This window comes from Streptomyces sp. NPDC005820 (assembly GCF_040630255.1).
GTDB lineage: Bacteria > Actinomycetota > Actinomycetes > Streptomycetales > Streptomycetaceae > Streptomyces.
The window spans coordinates 62,262-79,301 of record NZ_JBEXXE010000013.1; the positions used below are offsets into that span (position 1 = coordinate 62,262).

General features: G+C 71.8%; 11 protein-coding genes. 9 read left to right on the forward strand and 2 right to left on the reverse strand.

The genetic code is table 11. The annotated features are described in order from the left end of the window. The first annotated feature begins 36 nt into the window (after positions 1–36). The 5 genes from ABZ464_RS17805 to hflX all read left to right on the forward strand — a co-directional run bounded on the left by ABZ464_RS17805 (position 37) and on the right by hflX (position 7,278). On the forward strand, positions 37–558 hold the full coding sequence (locus tag ABZ464_RS17805; protein WP_359277964.1) for a hypothetical protein: 522 nt from the start codon (positions 37–39) through the stop codon (positions 556–558). A 34-nt stretch (positions 559–592) separates the two neighbouring features. After that, the gene (gene dapF, locus ABZ464_RS17810) at positions 593–1,462 is read left to right on the forward strand and encodes a diaminopimelate epimerase (RefSeq protein WP_359277574.1); all 870 of its coding nucleotides are present in this window, start codon (positions 593–595) and stop codon (positions 1,460–1,462) included. Between the two features lie 298 nt (positions 1,463–1,760). Then, positions 1,761–3,929, forward strand: coding sequence for an HD domain-containing protein (locus ABZ464_RS17815; protein ID WP_359277577.1), 2,169 nt, complete (start codon positions 1,761–1,763; stop codon positions 3,927–3,929). Positions 3,930–4,049: 120 nt separating this feature from the next. Then, positions 4,050–5,621, forward strand: coding sequence for a M1 family metallopeptidase (locus ABZ464_RS17820; RefSeq protein WP_359277580.1), 1,572 nt, complete (start codon positions 4,050–4,052; stop codon positions 5,619–5,621). A 163-nt stretch (positions 5,622–5,784) separates the two neighbouring features. Next, complete coding sequence (gene hflX / locus ABZ464_RS17825) at positions 5,785–7,278, forward strand: GTPase HflX (protein ID WP_359277583.1); 1,494 nt, start codon at positions 5,785–5,787, stop codon at positions 7,276–7,278. An 87-nt stretch (positions 7,279–7,365) separates the two neighbouring features. Here hflX and ABZ464_RS17830 read toward each other — a convergent pair whose 3' ends face one another. Continuing rightward, positions 7,366–8,586 carry a hypothetical protein gene (locus tag ABZ464_RS17830; RefSeq protein ID WP_359277586.1) on the reverse strand — a complete coding sequence of 407 codons (1,221 nt, stop codon included), beginning with the start codon at positions 8,584–8,586 and terminating at the stop codon, positions 7,366–7,368. A gap of 314 nt (positions 8,587–8,900) precedes the next feature. On the opposite strand from ABZ464_RS17830, the gene ABZ464_RS17835 reads away from it, so the two are divergent. From ABZ464_RS17835 to ABZ464_RS17850, 4 genes are all read left to right on the forward strand, one after another. Further along, on the forward strand, positions 8,901–10,445 hold the full coding sequence (locus ABZ464_RS17835) for a diaminobutyrate--2-oxoglutarate transaminase family protein (RefSeq protein WP_359277967.1): 1,545 nt from the start codon (positions 8,901–8,903) through the stop codon (positions 10,443–10,445). A 359-nt stretch (positions 10,446–10,804) separates the two neighbouring features. Then, the gene (locus tag ABZ464_RS17840; RefSeq protein WP_359277589.1) at positions 10,805–12,838 is read left to right on the forward strand and encodes an IucA/IucC family protein; all 2,034 of its coding nucleotides are present in this window, start codon (positions 10,805–10,807) and stop codon (positions 12,836–12,838) included. Positions 12,839–12,916: 78 nt separating this feature from the next. Further along, positions 12,917–13,531: a GNAT family N-acetyltransferase gene (locus ABZ464_RS17845; protein ID WP_359277592.1), complete on the forward strand. Its 615-nt coding sequence runs from the start codon at positions 12,917–12,919 to the stop codon at positions 13,529–13,531. A gap of 238 nt (positions 13,532–13,769) precedes the next feature. Continuing rightward, complete coding sequence (locus ABZ464_RS17850; RefSeq protein WP_359277595.1) at positions 13,770–15,752, forward strand: ATP-dependent DNA helicase; 1,983 nt, start codon at positions 13,770–13,772, stop codon at positions 15,750–15,752. Positions 15,753–15,838: 86 nt separating this feature from the next. On the opposite strand, the gene lexA is transcribed toward ABZ464_RS17850, so the two are convergent. Beyond that, complete coding sequence (gene lexA, locus ABZ464_RS17855) at positions 15,839–16,618, reverse strand: transcriptional repressor LexA (RefSeq protein ID WP_055635752.1); 780 nt, start codon at positions 16,616–16,618, stop codon at positions 15,839–15,841. Between the last annotated feature and the right edge of the window lie 422 nt (positions 16,619–17,040).

A 17,040-nucleotide genomic window follows, 5' to 3' on the forward strand; every position in this document is an offset into this window, starting at 1 on the left:
GACCAAGTGGAGTCCGAGTTGGGAGGGCGCGTGGCGATGGAGGCCGGCCCTCGTGACACCGCACAAGGCACCGAGGGCCTCACGCCGGAGCGTGGGGAACCGGAGCCCCAGGAGGGGCGTGCCCTTCCCGAGGCGGTGGACCCCGACGTGGTGGACGACACCCAGGGCGGCGGCGTGACCGACGACGGTCCCGAGCCCGAGGAGATGTTCGCGAGCGGGCCCGAGGTCGAGGTCGAGCTGCGCCCGCAGCGCCGGCTGCGGATCTGGCAGCTCGCCCCCATCGTCGCCCTCTCCGCGACCGGCTCCCTGATGTTCGCGTTCCCCCTCGCCTTCGACTTCGGCGACAGCGGGGCCGTGATCGCCATGCTGGGGCTGCTGATCTGCTCCTGTGCGGCCGGCTGGGGCATGATGGCCGCGCGTCGCGTTGGTTACACGTGGCCCGGGCTGCCCGCGCGCGGCTCCGGCCGTCGCCCCGACTGGCGGGTCGTCCTGGCGTACGTCGTCCTGGTCGCCGTGGTGGCGGTCCTCGCCGTCTGGAGAGTCGCCCGCCTGCGCTGACGGGCCTGTCGGCGGCACGCCGTACGATCGAGGAATGAGCACGCGGATCGCCTTCCTCAAGGGACACGGGACCGAGAACGACTTCGTGATCGTCCCGGACCCGGAGAACGTCATCGACCTCCCCCCGACCGCCGTCGCCGCCCTGTGCGACCGGCGCGCGGGCATCGGCGGCGACGGGCTGCTGCATGTCGTGCGGTCCGCAGCCCATCCCGAGGCGAAGGCCATGGCGGCCGAGGCCGAGTGGTTCATGGACTACCGCAACGGCGACGGCTCGATCGCGGAGATGTGCGGCAACGGCGTGCGCGTGTTCGCGCGCTACCTCCAGCACGCGGGACTCGTCCCCGAGGGGGACATCGCCGTCGCCACGCGCGCGGGCGTCAAGAGCGCGCACATCGCCAAGGACGGCGACGTCACCGTCGGCATGGGCCGGGCGCGTCTGCCCGAGGGCGAGGTCACCGTGAGCGTCGGCGAGCGCAGCTGGCCCGCGCGCAACGTGAACATGGGCAACCCGCACGCCGTCGCCTTCGTCGAGGACCTCGCGCACGCCGGCGATCTGTACAGCCCGCCGCCCTTCAGCCCGGCCTCCGCCTACCCGGACGGCGTCAACGTCGAGTTCGTCGTCGACCGCGGCCCGGAGCATGTCGCCCTGCGCGTGCACGAGCGCGGTTCCGGCGAGACCCGCTCCTGCGGCACGGGCGCGTGCGCCGTCGCCGTGGCCGCCGCCCGCAGGGACGGCGTCGACCCGGCCGCCACCGGGACCCCGGCGACGTACACCGTGGACGTCCCCGGCGGACGTCTGGTGATCACCGAGCGCCCCGACGGCGAGATCGAGATGACCGGACCCGCAGTGATCGTCGCCACAGGCGAGATCGATCCCGAGTGGCTGGAAAGCGTCGCTCGCTGACCCGATGACGGCTTGGTATCGCAGGTTTGTGCGGTCGCGGAACACGCGACCGCACATCTGAGTCACGGTCAGAGGTTCGAAATGGTGGCCGGTCCTGGTTCTGATGGCGCAAAACCGTAAACCCTCAAATCGTCGCTCGAATGGGTGATCCGTTTCACGCTCGGCGAGAGGCGGTCAGTCGCACGTGATGGGCTCGGTAGCATCAAGCACCGGCCCGGACGGGGGACCTTTGCCAGTCCCCTGAGCCGTGTCCGCCCTGGGACACCCCGTCCGCCGGTCCACGCAGCCGGAGGTGCCCATGAGTGCGGAGGCCACGAACCCTGCGACGCCGGGCCCGGTAGCGCCGGCCACGACCCGCAGGCGCAGCCTGCCCCGGATCGACCTGCGCCGCCTGGGACGGGCCGCCCTGCTCGGCAGCCCCTCGCGCGGCCGACTGCCCGACGCCATCGGCCATGTCGTCGAGGCCCACCGCGCCCACCACCCCGACGCCGACCTCGAACCCCTGCGCCGCGCCTATGTGCTGGCCGAGTCCTCGCACCGCGGCCAGATGCGCAAGAGCGGCGAGCCGTACATCACCCACCCGCTCGCCGTGACCCTGATCCTCGCCGAACTCGGCGCCGAGACCACCACCTTGACGGCCTCTCTGCTCCACGACACCGTCGAGGACACGGATGTGACGCTCGACCAGGTGCGCGAGCAGTTCGGCGAGGAGGTGCGCTATCTCGTCGACGGCGTCACCAAGCTGGAGAAGGTCGACTACGGTGCCGCCGCCGAGCCCGAGACCTTCCGCAAGATGCTCGTCGCCACCGGCAGCGACGTCCGCGTGATGTCGATCAAGCTCGCCGACCGGCTGCACAACATGCGCACCCTCGGCGTGATGCGCCCCGAGAAACAGGAGCGCATCGCCAAGATCACCCGGGACTTCCTCATCCCGCTCGCCGAACGCCTAGGCGTCCAGGCCCTCAAGACCGAGCTGGAAGACCTCGTCTTCGCGATCCTGCACCCCGAGGAGTACGAGCACACCCGCGAGCTGATCGTCGACAACGCCTCCCGCGCCGACGACCCCCTCGCCGAGTTCGCCGACGCGATGCGCGCGGTCCTGCGCGAGGCCGGCATCCAGGCCGAAGTCCTCATCCGCCCCCGCCACTTCGTCTCCGTCCACCGCGTCTCACGCAAGCGCGGCGAACTGCGCGGCTGCGACTTCGGCCGACTGCTGGTACTCGTCAACGAGGACGCGGACTGCTACGCCGTCCTCGGCGAACTGCACACCTGTATGACGCCCGTCGTCTCGGAGTTCAAGGACTTCATCGCCGTACCCAAGTTCAACCTGTACCAGTCCCTGCACACCGCCGTCGCCCGCGCGGACGGCCAGGTCGCCGAAGTCCTCATCCGCACCCACCAGATGCACAAGGTCGCCGAGGCCGGAGTCGTCGCGCTCGGCAATCCCTACGTCGGTCTGCAGGCGGAGCAGAGCCGTGAGGGCGCCCCGGCGGACGGGGACCGGCTCGACGGGGAGGGGGCCGACGGGGAGCGGGTCGACCCGACCCGGCCCGGCTGGCTCTCCCGCCTCCTCGCCTGGCAGGAGGCCGCGCCGGACACCGACACCTTCTGGTCCACCCTGCGCGAGGACCTCGCCCAGGACCGCGAGATCACCGTGTTCCGACCCGACGGCGGCACCCTCGGCCTCCCGGACGGCGCCACCTGCGTCGACGCCGCCTACGCCCAGTACGGTGAGGACGCGCACGCCTGCATCGGCGCCCGCGTGAACGGCCGGCTGGCGACCCTGAGCACCGTTCTGCAGGACGGCGACACCGTCCAGCTCCTCATGGGCCAGGACCCCGCCTCCGAGCCCTCCCGGGAGTGGCTGGAGCACGCCCACACCCCCGCCGCGCGGATCGCCATCCAGCGCTGGCTGGCGACGCACCCCGCCCCGGCCGAGCCCGAGGAGTCCGTCGACGCGGCGCGGACGGTGACGGACATCCCGGCCGCCGACTCCCCTCTGTCCCGCCCCGACACCGCGATCACCGTCGTCGGCCGGCCCGACGCGGGCGTACGCCTCGCCGGGTGCTGCACCCCCGTCCCGGCCGACGAGGTCACCGGCTTCGCCGTGCGCGGGGGAGTGGTGACCGTGCACCGCGCGGAGTGCGCCGCGGTGACGCGTATGGCGGACGCGGGGCGCGCGGCCGTCGACGTGCGCTGGGGCGACACCACCGAGTGCCGGGTCACCCTGGTCGCCGAATCGTTCGGCCGCCCCCATCTGCTCGCCGACCTCACGGAGGCCATGGCACTGGAGGGTGCCGAGATCGTCTCCGCGACCGTCGAGCCCCCGAGCCAGCAGCGCGTACGCCACACGTACACCCTCCAGCTCCCCGACGCGGCCCACCTGCCCACGCTGATGCGCGCCATGCGCAACGTCCCCGGGGTCTACGACGTGAGCCGGGCCCAGCACCACGCGCCGGCCTCCTGAGCCCGAACCGGCGCGCCCCGGTCCGCCCGGCCCACACGCACGCGCGCGTGCGCAACCCGTTCGGGTGGGAAGGGCGCGCGTCGCCGCCGTACGGCAGGTGTGCGCTGGTAGCGGTGGTCCATGCTGCTCACCCCCCGCTCCTCGGCCCTGCGCCCCCGGGCCCCTCGCCCCCGTACCGCCGCCTCCCGCCGGCTGAAGTCCGCGCTGCTCGCCTCGGCCGTCTCCGTATGCCTCGTCGCCGCGAGCGCCCCGGCGGCACCGCTGGGCGTCGGCGACCGCCTCTTCCCCCACCTCGGCAACCCCGGCTACGACGTGGCGTCGTACGACCTCTCCTTCATGTACTCCGGCTCCAACAGCAAGCCGCTCCAGGCGGTCACCACCATCGACGCCTGGACCACCGCGGCCCTGGACCGGATCAACCTCGACTTCGCGCACGGTGACGTGGCATCCGTCGAGGTCGACGGCAGGCCCGCGACCTTCGAGAGCGTCGGCGACGACCTGGTGGTCACCCCCGAGGACCCACTGACGCCGGGCAGCTGGACACGGATCACCGTGCGGCACACCAGCGACCCCGTGGCCGCCGGCGACCGGGACGGCGGCTGGGTGCGCACCGCCGACGGCCTCGCCATGGCCAACCAGGCCGACGTCGCCCACCTGGTCTTCCCGTGCAACGACCACCCCTCCGACAAGGCGATGTTCACCATCCGGATCACCGCCCCCGACGACTACACGGCCGTCGCCAACGGGCTGCCGGCCGGCGCCGACCGGTCCGGCGGGACGACCACCTGGACGTACCGCACCCAGCACCCCATGGCCACCGAGCTCACCCAGGTGTCCATCGGCCGCTCCACCGTCCTGCACCGGGACGGACCGCGCGGGCTGCCCGTCCGGGACGTCGTGCCCACGAAGGACCGCGAGGCCCTCGAACCGTGGCTGAAGAAGACTCCCGCCCAGATCGCCTGGATGGAGAAGAAGGTCGGGCCCTACCCCTTCGAGACCTACGGCGTGCTCATGGCCCAGGCCGACACCGGCTTCGAGCTGGAGACACAGACCCTGTCCCTGTTCGAGAAGGACCTCTTCACCGAGCCCGGCTACCCCAAGTGGTACATCGAGTCGATCATGGTGCACGAGCTGTCCCACCAGTGGTTCGGCGACAGCGTCAGCCCGCGCACCTGGTCCGACCTCTGGCTCAACGAGGGACACGCCACCTGGTACGAGGCCCTCTACGCCGAGGAGAAGGGCGGCTACACCCTCCAGGAGCGCATGAAGGCGGCGTACGGCGCGTCCGACCGCTGGCGCGCCGCCGGCGGCCCTCCTGCGCTCCCCAAGGCGCCCGACCCCGGCGAGAAGATCAGCATCTTCCGTCCGAACGTGTACGACGGCGCCGCCCTCGTCCTGTACGCCCTGCGCCAGGAGATCGGCGAGACGGCGTTCGAGCGGGTCGAGCGGGACTGGGTGCGCGACCACAGGGACTCCACCGCCGGCACGGCGGACTTCCGGCGGCTCGCAGAGGAGGTCTCCGGACGCGACCTCGGCGACTTCTTCCAGGCCTGGCTGTACGGCGAGAAGACCCCGCCGATGCCCGGCCACCCGGACTGGAAGCCGACGGCGGCGGAGAAGGGGGCGAAGACCTCACGGGCACCCAAGGCACCTATGGCGCCCAAGACCCTCAAGGCCCCCAAGGCCCCGTAGGCCCCGGAATAAGGCCGTGACGAGACGGGGCGTACCGTGCGACCATCGTCGGGTCGGCGCGGCACGGGGCACGAGGCGCGGGAATCTCCCGGGGTGCTCGTGCGTTGTGCACCATGGACGGTGAACCCCGCCGAAATCGGTATCCCCACGACGTAAGGACCCAATGACCTCCTCTTCTTCCTCTTCCCAGGACACCAAGCGCTTCGCGCACGCCTACCCCGAAGGTCTTCGGGCCGATGCCCTGATGGAAGAGGACGTCGCCTGGAGCCACGAGATCGACGGAGAGCGGGACGGCGACCAGTTCGACCGCTCCGAGCGGGCGGCCCTGCGCCGTGTCGCGGGCCTCTCCACCGAGCTCGAGGACGTCACCGAGGTCGAGTACCGACAGCTCCGTCTGGAGCGGGTCGTCCTCGTCGGCGTCTGGACCTCGGGGACCGTGCAGGACGCGGACAACTCCCTCGCGGAGCTCGCCGCCCTCGCGGAGACCGCGGGCGCGCTCGTGCTCGACGGCGTGATCCAGCGCCGCGACAAGCCCGACGCGGCCACGTTCATCGGTTCCGGCAAGGCCCTGGAGCTGCGCGACATCGTCGTCGAGTCCGGCGCCGACACCGTCATCTGCGACGGTGAGCTCAGCCCGGGCCAGCTCATCGCCCTCGAGGACGTCGTCAAGGTCAAGGTCATCGACCGTACGGCCCTGATCCTCGACATCTTCGCCCAGCACGCGAAGTCCCGAGAGGGCAAGGCGCAGGTCGCGCTCGCGCAGATGCAGTACATGCTGCCGCGACTGCGCGGCTGGGGTCAGTCGCTGTCCCGTCAGATGGGCGGCGGCAAGGGCGGCGGCCTCGCCACCCGTGGCCCCGGTGAGACCAAGATCGAGACGGACCGGCGACGGATCCGCGAGAAGATGGCGAAGATGCGCCGGGAGATCGCGGAGATGAAGACCGGCCGCGAGATCAAGCGCCAGGAGCGCAAGCGCCACAAGGTGCCCTCGGTCGCCATCGCGGGATACACCAACGCCGGCAAGTCCTCCCTGCTCAACCGCCTCACCGGCGCGGGCGTCCTCGTGGAGAACGCGCTGTTCGCGACCCTCGACCCGACCGTGCGCCGGGCCGAGACCCCGAGCGGCCGCCTGTACACCCTGGCCGACACGGTCGGTTTTGTACGGCACCTGCCGCACCACCTGGTCGAGGCGTTCCGCTCCACCATGGAGGAGGTCGGCGAGTCCGACCTCATCCTGCACGTGGTCGACGGCTCGCACCCCAACCCGGAGGAGCAGCTGGCCGCCGTGCGCGAGGTGGTCCGCGATGTCGGCGCCACTCAGGTGCCCGAGATCGTCGTGATCAACAAGGCGGACGCGGCCGACCCGCTCACCCTCCAGCGGCTGATGCGGATGGAGAAGCGCTCCATCGCCGTCTCGGCCCGCACCGGCCAGGGCATCGAGGAACTGCTCGCGCTCATCGACAACGAGCTGCCGCGGCCCTCGGTCGAGATCGAGGCGCTCGTGCCGTACACCCACGGCAAGCTGGTCGCCCGCGCCCACACCGAGGGCGAGGTGATCTCCGCGGAGCACACGGCGGAGGGCACGCTGCTCAAGGTGCGGGTGCACGAGGAACTGGCCGCGGACCTCGCACCGTACGTCCCGGCACCGCTCGCCTGACCGACGCACGAAGGCCCGCCCCCTCTCTCACGGGGGCGGGCCTTCGTCATGGTCCGCGGTGCGCCTCCTGCTCGGCGAACCCGTCGCTCACTTGGCGAACTTGTCGCTCACCGAGTCGTACACACCCTTGGCCACCTCACCCAGCCGCGGCCCCGCGAGCCAGCCCGAACTGACCGGGCCGACCGAGGTGTTGGACACCAGCGCCGGCTTGCCGTCCGACCCCGTCGCCACCCAGCCACCGCCGGACGAACCACCGGTCATCGTGCAGCCGATCCGGTACATCGTCGGGTCCGACTCGCTGAACGACAGCCGCCCCGGCTTGTCCTGGCACTGGTAGAGCTTCTGCCCGTCGAAAGGCGCCGCGGCCGGGTAGCCCGTCGCGGTGATGCTGTCCACCTTCGGCACCGCCGGCGCCTTGAAGTCCACCGGCAGCGCCGAACCGACCGTCTCCTCCAGCGACTTGCCGGAACCGCCCGCCTCCGGCGTCACATGGATCACGGCGAAGTCGTACGGCGCGCCGTCCCCGCCCGTCTCCCCGCCCTGTGCGATCCACTGGTCCGAGGTCTTCACCCAGTCGCCCCACCAGACACCGTAGGGAGCGGCCTGCTCCTTGGTGGCCGTCTGCAACTGCTCGGAGGACAGACCCTTGTCGTTGTACGACGGCACGAACGCGATGTTGCGGTACCAGCCGCCCTTCTTGCCCGCGTGCACACAGTGGCCCGCCGTCCACACCAGATTGGACTTGCCCGGGTGCGCCGGGTCCTCCACGACCGTCGCCGAGCAGACCATCGTGCCCTCGGGGGCGTCGAAGAACACCTTGCCCGCCTCGGGCGCGTTGGCGTGGTACGTCGTCGGCACGGCCTTCGCGTCCACGGGCTCGGGCGTCGGGTCGGTCACCCCCTGGTCGCCGGAGAGGTCGTTGTCGTCGACACCCCGGTCCGGGTCCTCCGCCTCCCGCATCCGGTCCGGGTCCCACAGGCCCTTGATGATCGGGTTGACGTAGTCCTGGGCCTCACGCAGCCAGTCGTCCTTGTCCCAGTTCTTCCATGCGCCGTTCTTCCACTTGTCCAGATCGATCCCGTGCTCCTTGAGCCGGTCCTTGATGTCGTCCGGGATCGTGATCTTCCCGTCGTCGCCCGCCGTGGCCGACGCGGTGGCCTTGCCGTCGGCGGTGGTGTCGCCCGAGTCGCAGGCGGTCGCGGTGAGCGCGAGCACCGAGGCGAGGGCGACGGCACCGAGCACGGGGGAGGTTCGGCGGCGCGCGGTCCTCCCCCGACGAGCGGTGAACGACGGCCGTATCGATCGCATGGTCTGACTCCCCCTGCTGTCAACGAACTTGAAATGCCTCCACACGATATGTGTTCGCTGTGGGGGACTTCCGACAGGAGGGCAACGGTTCCGTCACGGCAAGGATCTTGAGGCAACCCGTAACCGGGGCAGCCGTCCGGGGTTGGTAGCGGTGGGGGGTCCGCTGTGCGCGCTCGGCCCCCTGAACTGCGGGAGGACGGGGAGCCGTGACCGAGCCAGTGCCCGAGGAGGTCCCTTCGGGGCGATCCACCGGAACATCGCCCGCCGGACGGTCCCCCGTCGGCCAGGCCGGCCGACGGCCCGCGCACGAGGGGATCCTGCGGCGCCAGTCGGCCCGCGAGTCGGCGGCGCGCACCTACGCGCGCGCCCTGCCCATCGTGCCGGTGCGCGCCCGGGGAATGACCATCGAGGGCGCCGACGGCCGCCGCTACCTCGACTGCCTCTCCGGCGCCGGCACCCTCGCCCTCGGCCACAACCATCCCGTCGTCCTGGAGGCCATCCGCACGGTCCTCGACTCGGGCGCGCCCCTGCACGTCCTCGACCTCGCCACCCCGGTCAAGGACGCCTTCATCACCGAGCTCTTCCGCACCCTGCCGCCCGGGCTCGCCGACCGTGCCCGCGTGCAGTTCTGCGGGCCCGCAGGCACGGACGCCGTGGAGGCCGCGCTCACCCTCGTCCGGGCCGCCACCGGCCGCACGGGTGTCCTCGCCTTCACCGGCGCCTATCACGGCATGACGACCGGATCCCTCGAAGCCTCCGGCGGCGCCTTCGACGTCCGCGTGGCCCGGCTGCCCTATCCGCAGGACTACCGCTGCCCGTTCGGCGTCGGCGGCGACCGCGGCGCCGAACTCGCGGCACGCTGGACCGAGTCCGTCCTCGACGATCCCAAGTCCGGGGTCCGGCGCCCCGCCGGGATGATCCTCGAACCCGTCCAGGGCGAGGGCGGCGTGATCCCCGCGCCGGACACCTGGATGCGGCGCATGCGGCAGATCACCGCCGACCGCTCCATCCCCCTCATCGCCGACGAGGTCCAGACGGGCGTCGGCCGCACCGGCGCCTTCTGGGCGGTGGAGCACAGCGGGATCACCCCCGACGTGATGGTCCTCTCCAAGGCCATCGGCGGCAGCCTGCCGCTGGCCGTCGTCGTCTACCGCGACGACCTCGACGTCTGGGAACCGGGTGCCCACGCGGGCACCTTCCGCGGCAACCAGCTCGCCATGGCCGCCGGCACGGCCACCCTCGCCCACGTCCGCGAGAACCGCCTCGCCGAACGCGCGGCCACCCTGGGAGCCCACCTGCTGGGCCGACTCCGGCACCTCGCCGAGGACATCCCGTGCATCGGTGACGTGCGGGGGCGCGGACTGATGATCGGGGTCGAACTGGTCGACCCGGAAGGCGAAGGGGCCGACCCGGACGGCGAGGGGGCGGTGAATCGCGGTGACTCGGAGTGCGGTGACTCGGAGTACGGGGAGGCGGAGTGCGGGGAGTCGAAGCACGGGGAGGCGTCGGGACGGGGGAGCGGAGTCGCGGTGGGCGTCGGCCGCGGTGCCCCGGACGCCGTCCCGGCTCGCGGGCCCCACCCCGCCGCCCCCGAACTGGCCGTCGCCGTACAGCGGGAGTGCCTGCGCCGCGGCTTGATCGTCGAACTGGGCGGCCGCCACGCAAGCGTCGTACGCCTGCTTCCGCCCCTGACGATCACCGACGAACAGGCCGCCGCCGTACTCGACCGGCTGGCCGACGCTATCGAGGCGGCGGCCCGTAACCACGCCCACCGCACGCACCAGCACGACAAGGACCAGTCGAACCAGCGGCCCAGGCAGGCTCCGAAGCCACGTGGCCGTGCCGGCCGCAGCAGGTGAGCCATGGCCGACGGGCCGTACGACGAGGACACCACAGCGGCTCCGGACACGGCCCGGCCCCTCGCTCGCCCCGCTCACGAGACGGACGCGGCCCGGCCCCTCGCCCGCCCCGCTCACAAGACGGACACCGGCCGGCCTCCCCGTGCCGTCGCGTCCCCACCGCCGTTCCGGTCCGTCACGCCGCCGACCGCGCCGAACCCACCCGATGAGGAACGCCCTTGAACGACTCTCCCGTGCCCTCCGCCTCTCCTGGTCCCACCTCCGCCGTTTCCACCCCACCAGCGTCCACCTCCTCCGTTCCGTCGACCCACGTTCCACCGACCGCATCCGTCCCTCCTCAGCAGCGCCACGCCGCCCCCGTGGAACCGGCGCCCCGCGTCACGGCCCACCCCTTGGACCACGCCGACCCGCACACCGCGGCCCAGGCGGCGACCGTGGAGAGCCTGCTGCGCTGCTGGGTGCGCGAGGCAGGCCTGCCCGCCCCTGCCGACGGCACCCTCCGAGTGCCGCTCTCCGCCAGCGGCACCGCCCTGCTCACCCCCGTCCACCACTGGTCCCCGACCGGCTGGCACCGCTTCGGCCTCCTGCACCTGGCCGACGCCCCCGAGCAGTCCCCACCCGTGGACGCCGTCACACTCGCCGCCCTGCTGTCCCGCGAGACGCCCAAGCCCCCGGCACCAGCCGAGCCGCCGGCGCTGCCGGGACCGGCTGAGGCGCTCGCCCTGCCGGGACCGGCTGAGGCGCTCGCCACACCCCGACCAGTCGAGCCACCTGCCGCGCCCCGACGAGCGGAGCAACCCGCCCCGCTCCGGCCGGCCGAGGCGTTTGCCTTGCCCCGACTTGCCAACACGCTCGCCCCGCCGCGACCAGTCATCCACAGCACGGACCAGGTCGCCCTGGTGGCCCGCGTCGCCGACTCCGTGCGTCGCACGGCGGACTTCGTCCGCGAGCGGCGCGAGCACCCCACCGACGGTCCCGACCTGTTCCTGGCCGCCGAACAGGCACTCCTCCTCGGGCACCCCCTGCACCCCACCCCGAAGAGCCGCGAAGGCCTCTCCGATGCGGAAGCACGGCTGTACTCACCCGAGTCGCGCGGCTCCTTCCCCCTCCACTGGCTGGTTGTCGCTCCCTCCGTGCTGGCCACCGACTCCGCCTGGACGGAAGGCGGCCGTCCCGTTCCCGCCGACCGGCTGACCGCCCGACTCGCCGACACCGGAGTGCCGTTGCCCGTTCGCCGCACGTTGCCCGACGGCCACGCCCTCCTGCCGACGCACCCCTGGCAACTGCGCGAGGCCCGCCACCGCAGCGATGTCGCCGCCCTGTTCGAAGCCGGGCTGCTCCGGGACCTCGGCCCGCTCGGCGCCCCCTGGCACCCGACCTCCTCCGTACGCACCGTCTACCGGACCGGCGCCCCGGCGATGCTCAAACTGTCGCTCGGCCTGCGCATCACCAACTCCCGTCGGGAGAACCTCCGCAAGGAACTCCACCGTGGCGTCGAGGTCCACCGCCTGTTGCGGGCCGGCCTGTCCAAGCAGTGGCAGGCGGCCCATCCGGGTTTCGACATCGTCCGCGACCCGGCCTGGCTCGCCGTCGACGGGACCGACTGCCACCCGGTGCCGGGACTCGACGTGGTGATCCGCCACAACCCCTTCACCTCCGCGGACGACGTCTCCTGTGTCGCAGGCCTCGTCTCGCCCCGGCCGTACCCCCGGGTTGCCGGGGCCGCCGGGATCGCAGGGATCGCCGGGCCCGCCTCGGACACGGAACCCGTGCACAGCTCCCGGCTGGCCGAGGTCGTCACCCGGCTCGCCGGACGGACCGGGCGCCCGCTCGCCACCGTCGCCGTCGAGTGGTTCCTGCGTTATCTGGAGCACGTCGTACGCCCGGTGCTCTGGCTCGACGGGGAAGCGGGCATCGCGCTGGAGGCCCACCAGCAGAACACGCTCCTCCTGCTGGACCCCGACGGCTGGCCCACAGGAGGCCGGTACCGCGACAACCAGGGCTACTACTTCCGCGACTCCCGCCGCGCGGAACTCGAAGCCCGGCTGCCCGGCATCGGCGGGCACAGCGACACCTTCGTCTCCGACGACGTCACCGACGAGCGCTTCGCCTACTACCTGGGTATCAACAACGTCCTCGGACTCGTCGGCGCCTTCGGCTCACAGCGTCTCGCCGACGAACGTCTGCTGCTCACCGCCTTCCGCGGTTTCCTCACGACCGTGGCCCGCGGCCCCGGCCGGTCGCGCAGCTCGCTGCCCGCCCGTCTCCTCGACTCACCCGTGCTGCGCTGCAAGGCCAATCTGCTGACCCGGCTGCACGGCATGGACGAACTCGTCGGCCCCGTGGACACCCAGTCCGTGTATGTCACCATCGCCAACCCCCTCCACTCCTGAACCGTCCGCATGCACGACTGCGACTCCCCTTCGTCCCTGAGGAACATGTCCCGATCCACCCGCTGAGAGGAGCCCGCCGTGCCCCCCACCGACACCCGCGCCGTCGCGGGCGCCGCGCCCACAGCTCTGCTCGACCGCCCGGGCGACTGGGGGCCCACCCCCACACCCGCAGGTGTGTTCCACCTCGTCCCCGTCCAGGTCGACCGCGACCTGCCCCGCATCGGCCGGTGGATGAACGAGCCGGCGGTCGCCGCGTTCTGGGAGTTGGCCGGCCCCCGGACCGTGACCGAACGGCATCTGCGCCGCCACCTCGCCTACGGCGCACACAGCGTTCCGTGCCTCGGCCTGCTGGAGGGCACACCCATGAGCTACTGGGAGATCTACCGGGCGGATCTCGACCCGCTGGCCCGCCACTACCCGGCACGACCTCACGACACCGGTGTCCATCTCCTCATCGGGGGCCCGGCCGCCCGCGGGCGAGGACTCGGCGGTCTGCTGCTGAGAGCCGTAGCCGACCTCGTACTCGACAGGAGGCCCGCCTGCTCACGTGTCGTCGCTGAACCCGACCTTCGCAACACCCCTTCCATCGCCGCCTTCCTTCACGCCGGTTTCCGCTTCTGCGCCGAGGTCGACCTGCCCGGGAAGCGGGCCGGCCTCATGGTCAGAGACAGGCATCTCCGTGATGCCCTGTGACGGTCCGTAATCGACTCGTCACTCATGGAACGCCTCGGGATTCCGGCCGGTTCCCGCCCGTCCCGAGAATCCCCGAGAATTTTTTCCTCGCCCGTCGATGTCCCCCCAGGCCCTTCAGCGGCCCCGAATCCGAGAAGCCCCGCACCTTGAATCCCTCACCGATTCCGTCAGCTCCGTTCCCGCCGACCACCTGCGCGATCACCCGTTTGTCAGTGCCGAGCCGTAGGGTGGTCGCGCTATGACGAAGCCCTCTCTCCCCGAACTCCTCCATGCCGCTGTCGCCGCTGTCGGTGGTACGGAGCGCCCCGGCCAGGTGACCATGGCCGAAGCCGTCGCGGAGGCGATCGACGACGGTTCCCACCTTCTGGTCCAGGCCGGCACCGGCACCGGTAAGTCGCTGGGCTATCTGGTGCCCGCGCTCGCGCACGGGGAGCGGGTCGTGGTCGCGACCGCCACCCTGGCCCTGCAGCGCCAGCTGGTGGAGCGCGACCTGCCGCGCACGGTCGATGCGCTGCATCCCCTGCTGCGCCGGCGCCCCGAGTTCGCGATGCTGAAGGGCCGCTCGAACTACCTGTGCCTGCACCGACTGCACGAGGGCGTGCCGCAGGACGAGGAGGAAGGCCTCTTCGACCAGTTCGAGGCGGCTGCGCCCAGCAGCAAGCTGGGCCAGGACCTGCTGCGGCTGCGGGACTGGGCGGACGAGACCGAGTCCGGCGACCGCGACGACCTCACCCCCGGAGTGTCCGACCGGGCCTGGGCCCAGGTGTCGGTGTCCTCGCGGGAATGCCTCGGCGCGACCAAGTGCGCATACGGCGCCGAGTGCTTCGCGGAGATGGCCCGCGAGCGCGCCAAGCTGGCCGAGGTCGTCGTCACCAACCACGCGCTGCTGGCGATCGACGCCATCGAGGGCGCCCCGGTCCTCCCGCAGCACGAGGTGCTGATCGTCGACGAGGCGCACGAACTGGTGTCGAGGGTCACCGGCGTCGCCACCGGCGAACTCACCCCGGGCCAGGTCAACCGGGCGGTGCGACGGGCCGCGAAGCTGGTCAACGAGAAGGCGGCCGACCAGCTCCAGACCGCCGCCGAGGGCTTCGAGCGACTGATGGAGCTGGCCCTTCCGGGCCGCCTGGAGGAGATCCCGGAGGACCTCAACTACGCCCTCATGGCCCTGCGCGACGCCGCGCGCACCGTCATCTCCGCCATCGGCGCCACCCGCGACAAGTCCGTGCAGGACGAGGACGCGGTCCGCAAGCAGGCGCTCGCCTCCGTCGAGAGCGTGCACGACGTGGCGGAGCGGATCGTGGGCGGCTCCGAGTACGACGTCGTCTGGTACGAACGGCACGACCGCTTCGGCGCCTCCCTGCGCGTCGCCCCCATGTCCGTGTCGGGCCTGCTGCGGGAGAAGCTCTTCGCCGACCGCTCGGTGACCCTGGCCTCGGCGACCCTGAAGCTCGGCGGGGACTTCAACGGCGTGGGCGCCTCCCTGGGGCTCGCCCCGGAGGGCACCGAGGGAGACGACCTTCCCCCGTGGAAGGGGATCGACGTGGGGTCGCCCTTCGACTACCGCAAGCAGGGCATCCTGTACGTCGCCAAGCATCTGTCGCGCCCCGCGCGGGACGGCGACCGCGCGGACATGCTGGACGAGCTGACCGAACTGATCCAGGCGGCCGGCGGACGTACGCTCGGCCTCTTCTCCTCCATGCGCGCCGCCCAGCTCGCAGCCGAGGAGCTGCGCGGCCGGATCCCGGAGTTTCCGATCCTCCTCCAGGGCGAGGAGACCCTGGGCGAGCTGATCAAGAACTTCTCGGCGGATCCGAAGACGTGTCTCTTCGGGACGCTGTCGCTCTGGCAGGGCGTCGACGTCCCCGGAACCAGCTGTCAGCTGGTGGTCATGGACAAGATCCCGTTCCCGCGTCCGGACGACCCGCTGATGAGCGCCCGCCAGAAGGCGGTGGAGGACGCCGGAGGCAACGGTTTCATGGCCGTGGCCGCCACACACGCGGCGCTGCTCATGGCCCAGGGCGCCGGCCGCCTGGTCCGAGCGTCGGGGGACCGGGGAGTGGTCGCCGTACTCGACCAGCGACTGGCGACGGCCCGCTACGGGAGCTACCTCAAGGCCTCCCTGCCGGACTTCTGGTACACCACGGACCGCAACCAGGTACGCAAGTCGCTCGCGGCGATCGACGCGACGGCACGGCAGTCCGAGACCGACCGGACGTAGGAGGACAGCACAGGGCCCCGGAACCGGCGCAGGGATCCCGGGGCCCAGTCAGGGGTGGGCGGAAGAGGTGAGGCCGCCCGCCGTGCTCAGACGCGGCGGAGGACCGCCACCACCTTGCCGAGGATGGTCGCGTCGTCGCCGGGGATCGGCTCGTACGCGGCGTTGTGCGGGAGCAGCCAGACATGGCCGTCCTCGCGCTTGAAGCGCTTCACGGTGGCCTCGCCGTCGAGCATGGCCGCCACGATGTCGCCGTTCTCGGCGACGGGCTGACGGCGGACGGTGACCCAGTCGCCGTCGCAGATCGCGGCTTCAATCATGGAGTCGCCGACGACCTTCAGTACGAACAGCTCACCGTCGCCCACGAGCTGCCTCGGGAGCGGGAAGACGTCCTCGACGGACTCCTCGGCGAGGATCGGGCCGCCGGCGGCGATCCGGCCCACCAGCGGGACGTACGACGCGGCGGGCTTGCCGGCGGTGTCCGTGGGCTGCACGGAGACGGCCTGGTCGGAGCCGCGGACCTCGTACGCGCGCGGGCGGTGCGGGTCGCGGCGCAGGAAGCCCTTGCGCTCCAGCGCCATCAGCTGGTGCGCCACCGAGGACGTGCTGGACAGGCCGACGGCCTGGCCGATCTCCCGCATGGACGGCGGGTAGCCGCGCCGCTGTACGGAGTCCCGGATGACCTCGATCACCCGGCGCTGCCGGTCGGTCAGGCCCGAGCTGTCCGCCCGGATGCCTGGAGGTCGGCCCGGCAGGGAGCGCTTGTGCCCCTCCGGATTCACGGCTTCGTTCATCGCATGCACCGGCTCGAGTCGGCCCTGGGAGCGGTCCTGGGCGGTGATGGTGGCGCTGTCTGCGGTGGTGGTCACGTCGTCGGCCCCTCTCGATTGTCTCCCTGCTGCACAACGGTAGTTGCTTTCGAAAGGTTGCGCCAAACACACGTTCGAGTGAAAAAGCGTGGATAACCTGACTTGATCACGTGTCTGGGTGTATAGCCAACGCGGGTGACCGGCGGACAAAAGAGCCCGTTGTTGTACTCTTCACCGCCGGGGGCGCCCCCTGTCGGGTGTCGCCTCAGTCTGCCATCCGGTACGGGGCGGCCGGGGTTCCGCTCCGCCTCATGCGCGACAGTCCCACGGGTCCTCCCTGCGGCGCCCACGATATCGCCGTATCCGCCGCGCGGACACGGTTGTACACGCGCGCGTGGGGGCCGGTTTCGCGTGCTCCCCGTGACGGCGGGAACGCGCGGGGTGAGGGCTTCGGCCGCGACACGCGTTACGGCCTGGATGAA

What these genes read in the sequence shown, in the direction of transcription:
- ABZ464_RS17805 (WP_359277964.1), top strand. Translation starts at nt 37, where the DNA reads ATGGAGGCCGGCCCTCGTGACACCGCACAAGGCACCGAGGGCCTCACG.
- dapF (WP_359277574.1), top strand. Translation starts at nt 593, where the DNA reads ATGAGCACGCGGATCGCCTTCCTCAAGGGACACGGGACCGAGAACGAC.
- ABZ464_RS17815 (WP_359277577.1), top strand. Translation starts at nt 1,761, where the DNA reads ATGAGTGCGGAGGCCACGAACCCTGCGACGCCGGGCCCGGTAGCGCCG.
- ABZ464_RS17820 (WP_359277580.1), top strand. Translation starts at nt 4,050, where the DNA reads ATGCTGCTCACCCCCCGCTCCTCGGCCCTGCGCCCCCGGGCCCCTCGC.
- hflX (WP_359277583.1), top strand. Translation starts at nt 5,785, where the DNA reads ATGACCTCCTCTTCTTCCTCTTCCCAGGACACCAAGCGCTTCGCGCAC.
- ABZ464_RS17830 (WP_359277586.1), bottom strand. Translation starts at nt 8,586, where the DNA reads ATGCGATCGATACGGCCGTCGTTCACCGCTCGTCGGGGGAGGACCGCG.
- ABZ464_RS17850 (WP_359277595.1), top strand. Translation starts at nt 13,770, where the DNA reads ATGACGAAGCCCTCTCTCCCCGAACTCCTCCATGCCGCTGTCGCCGCT.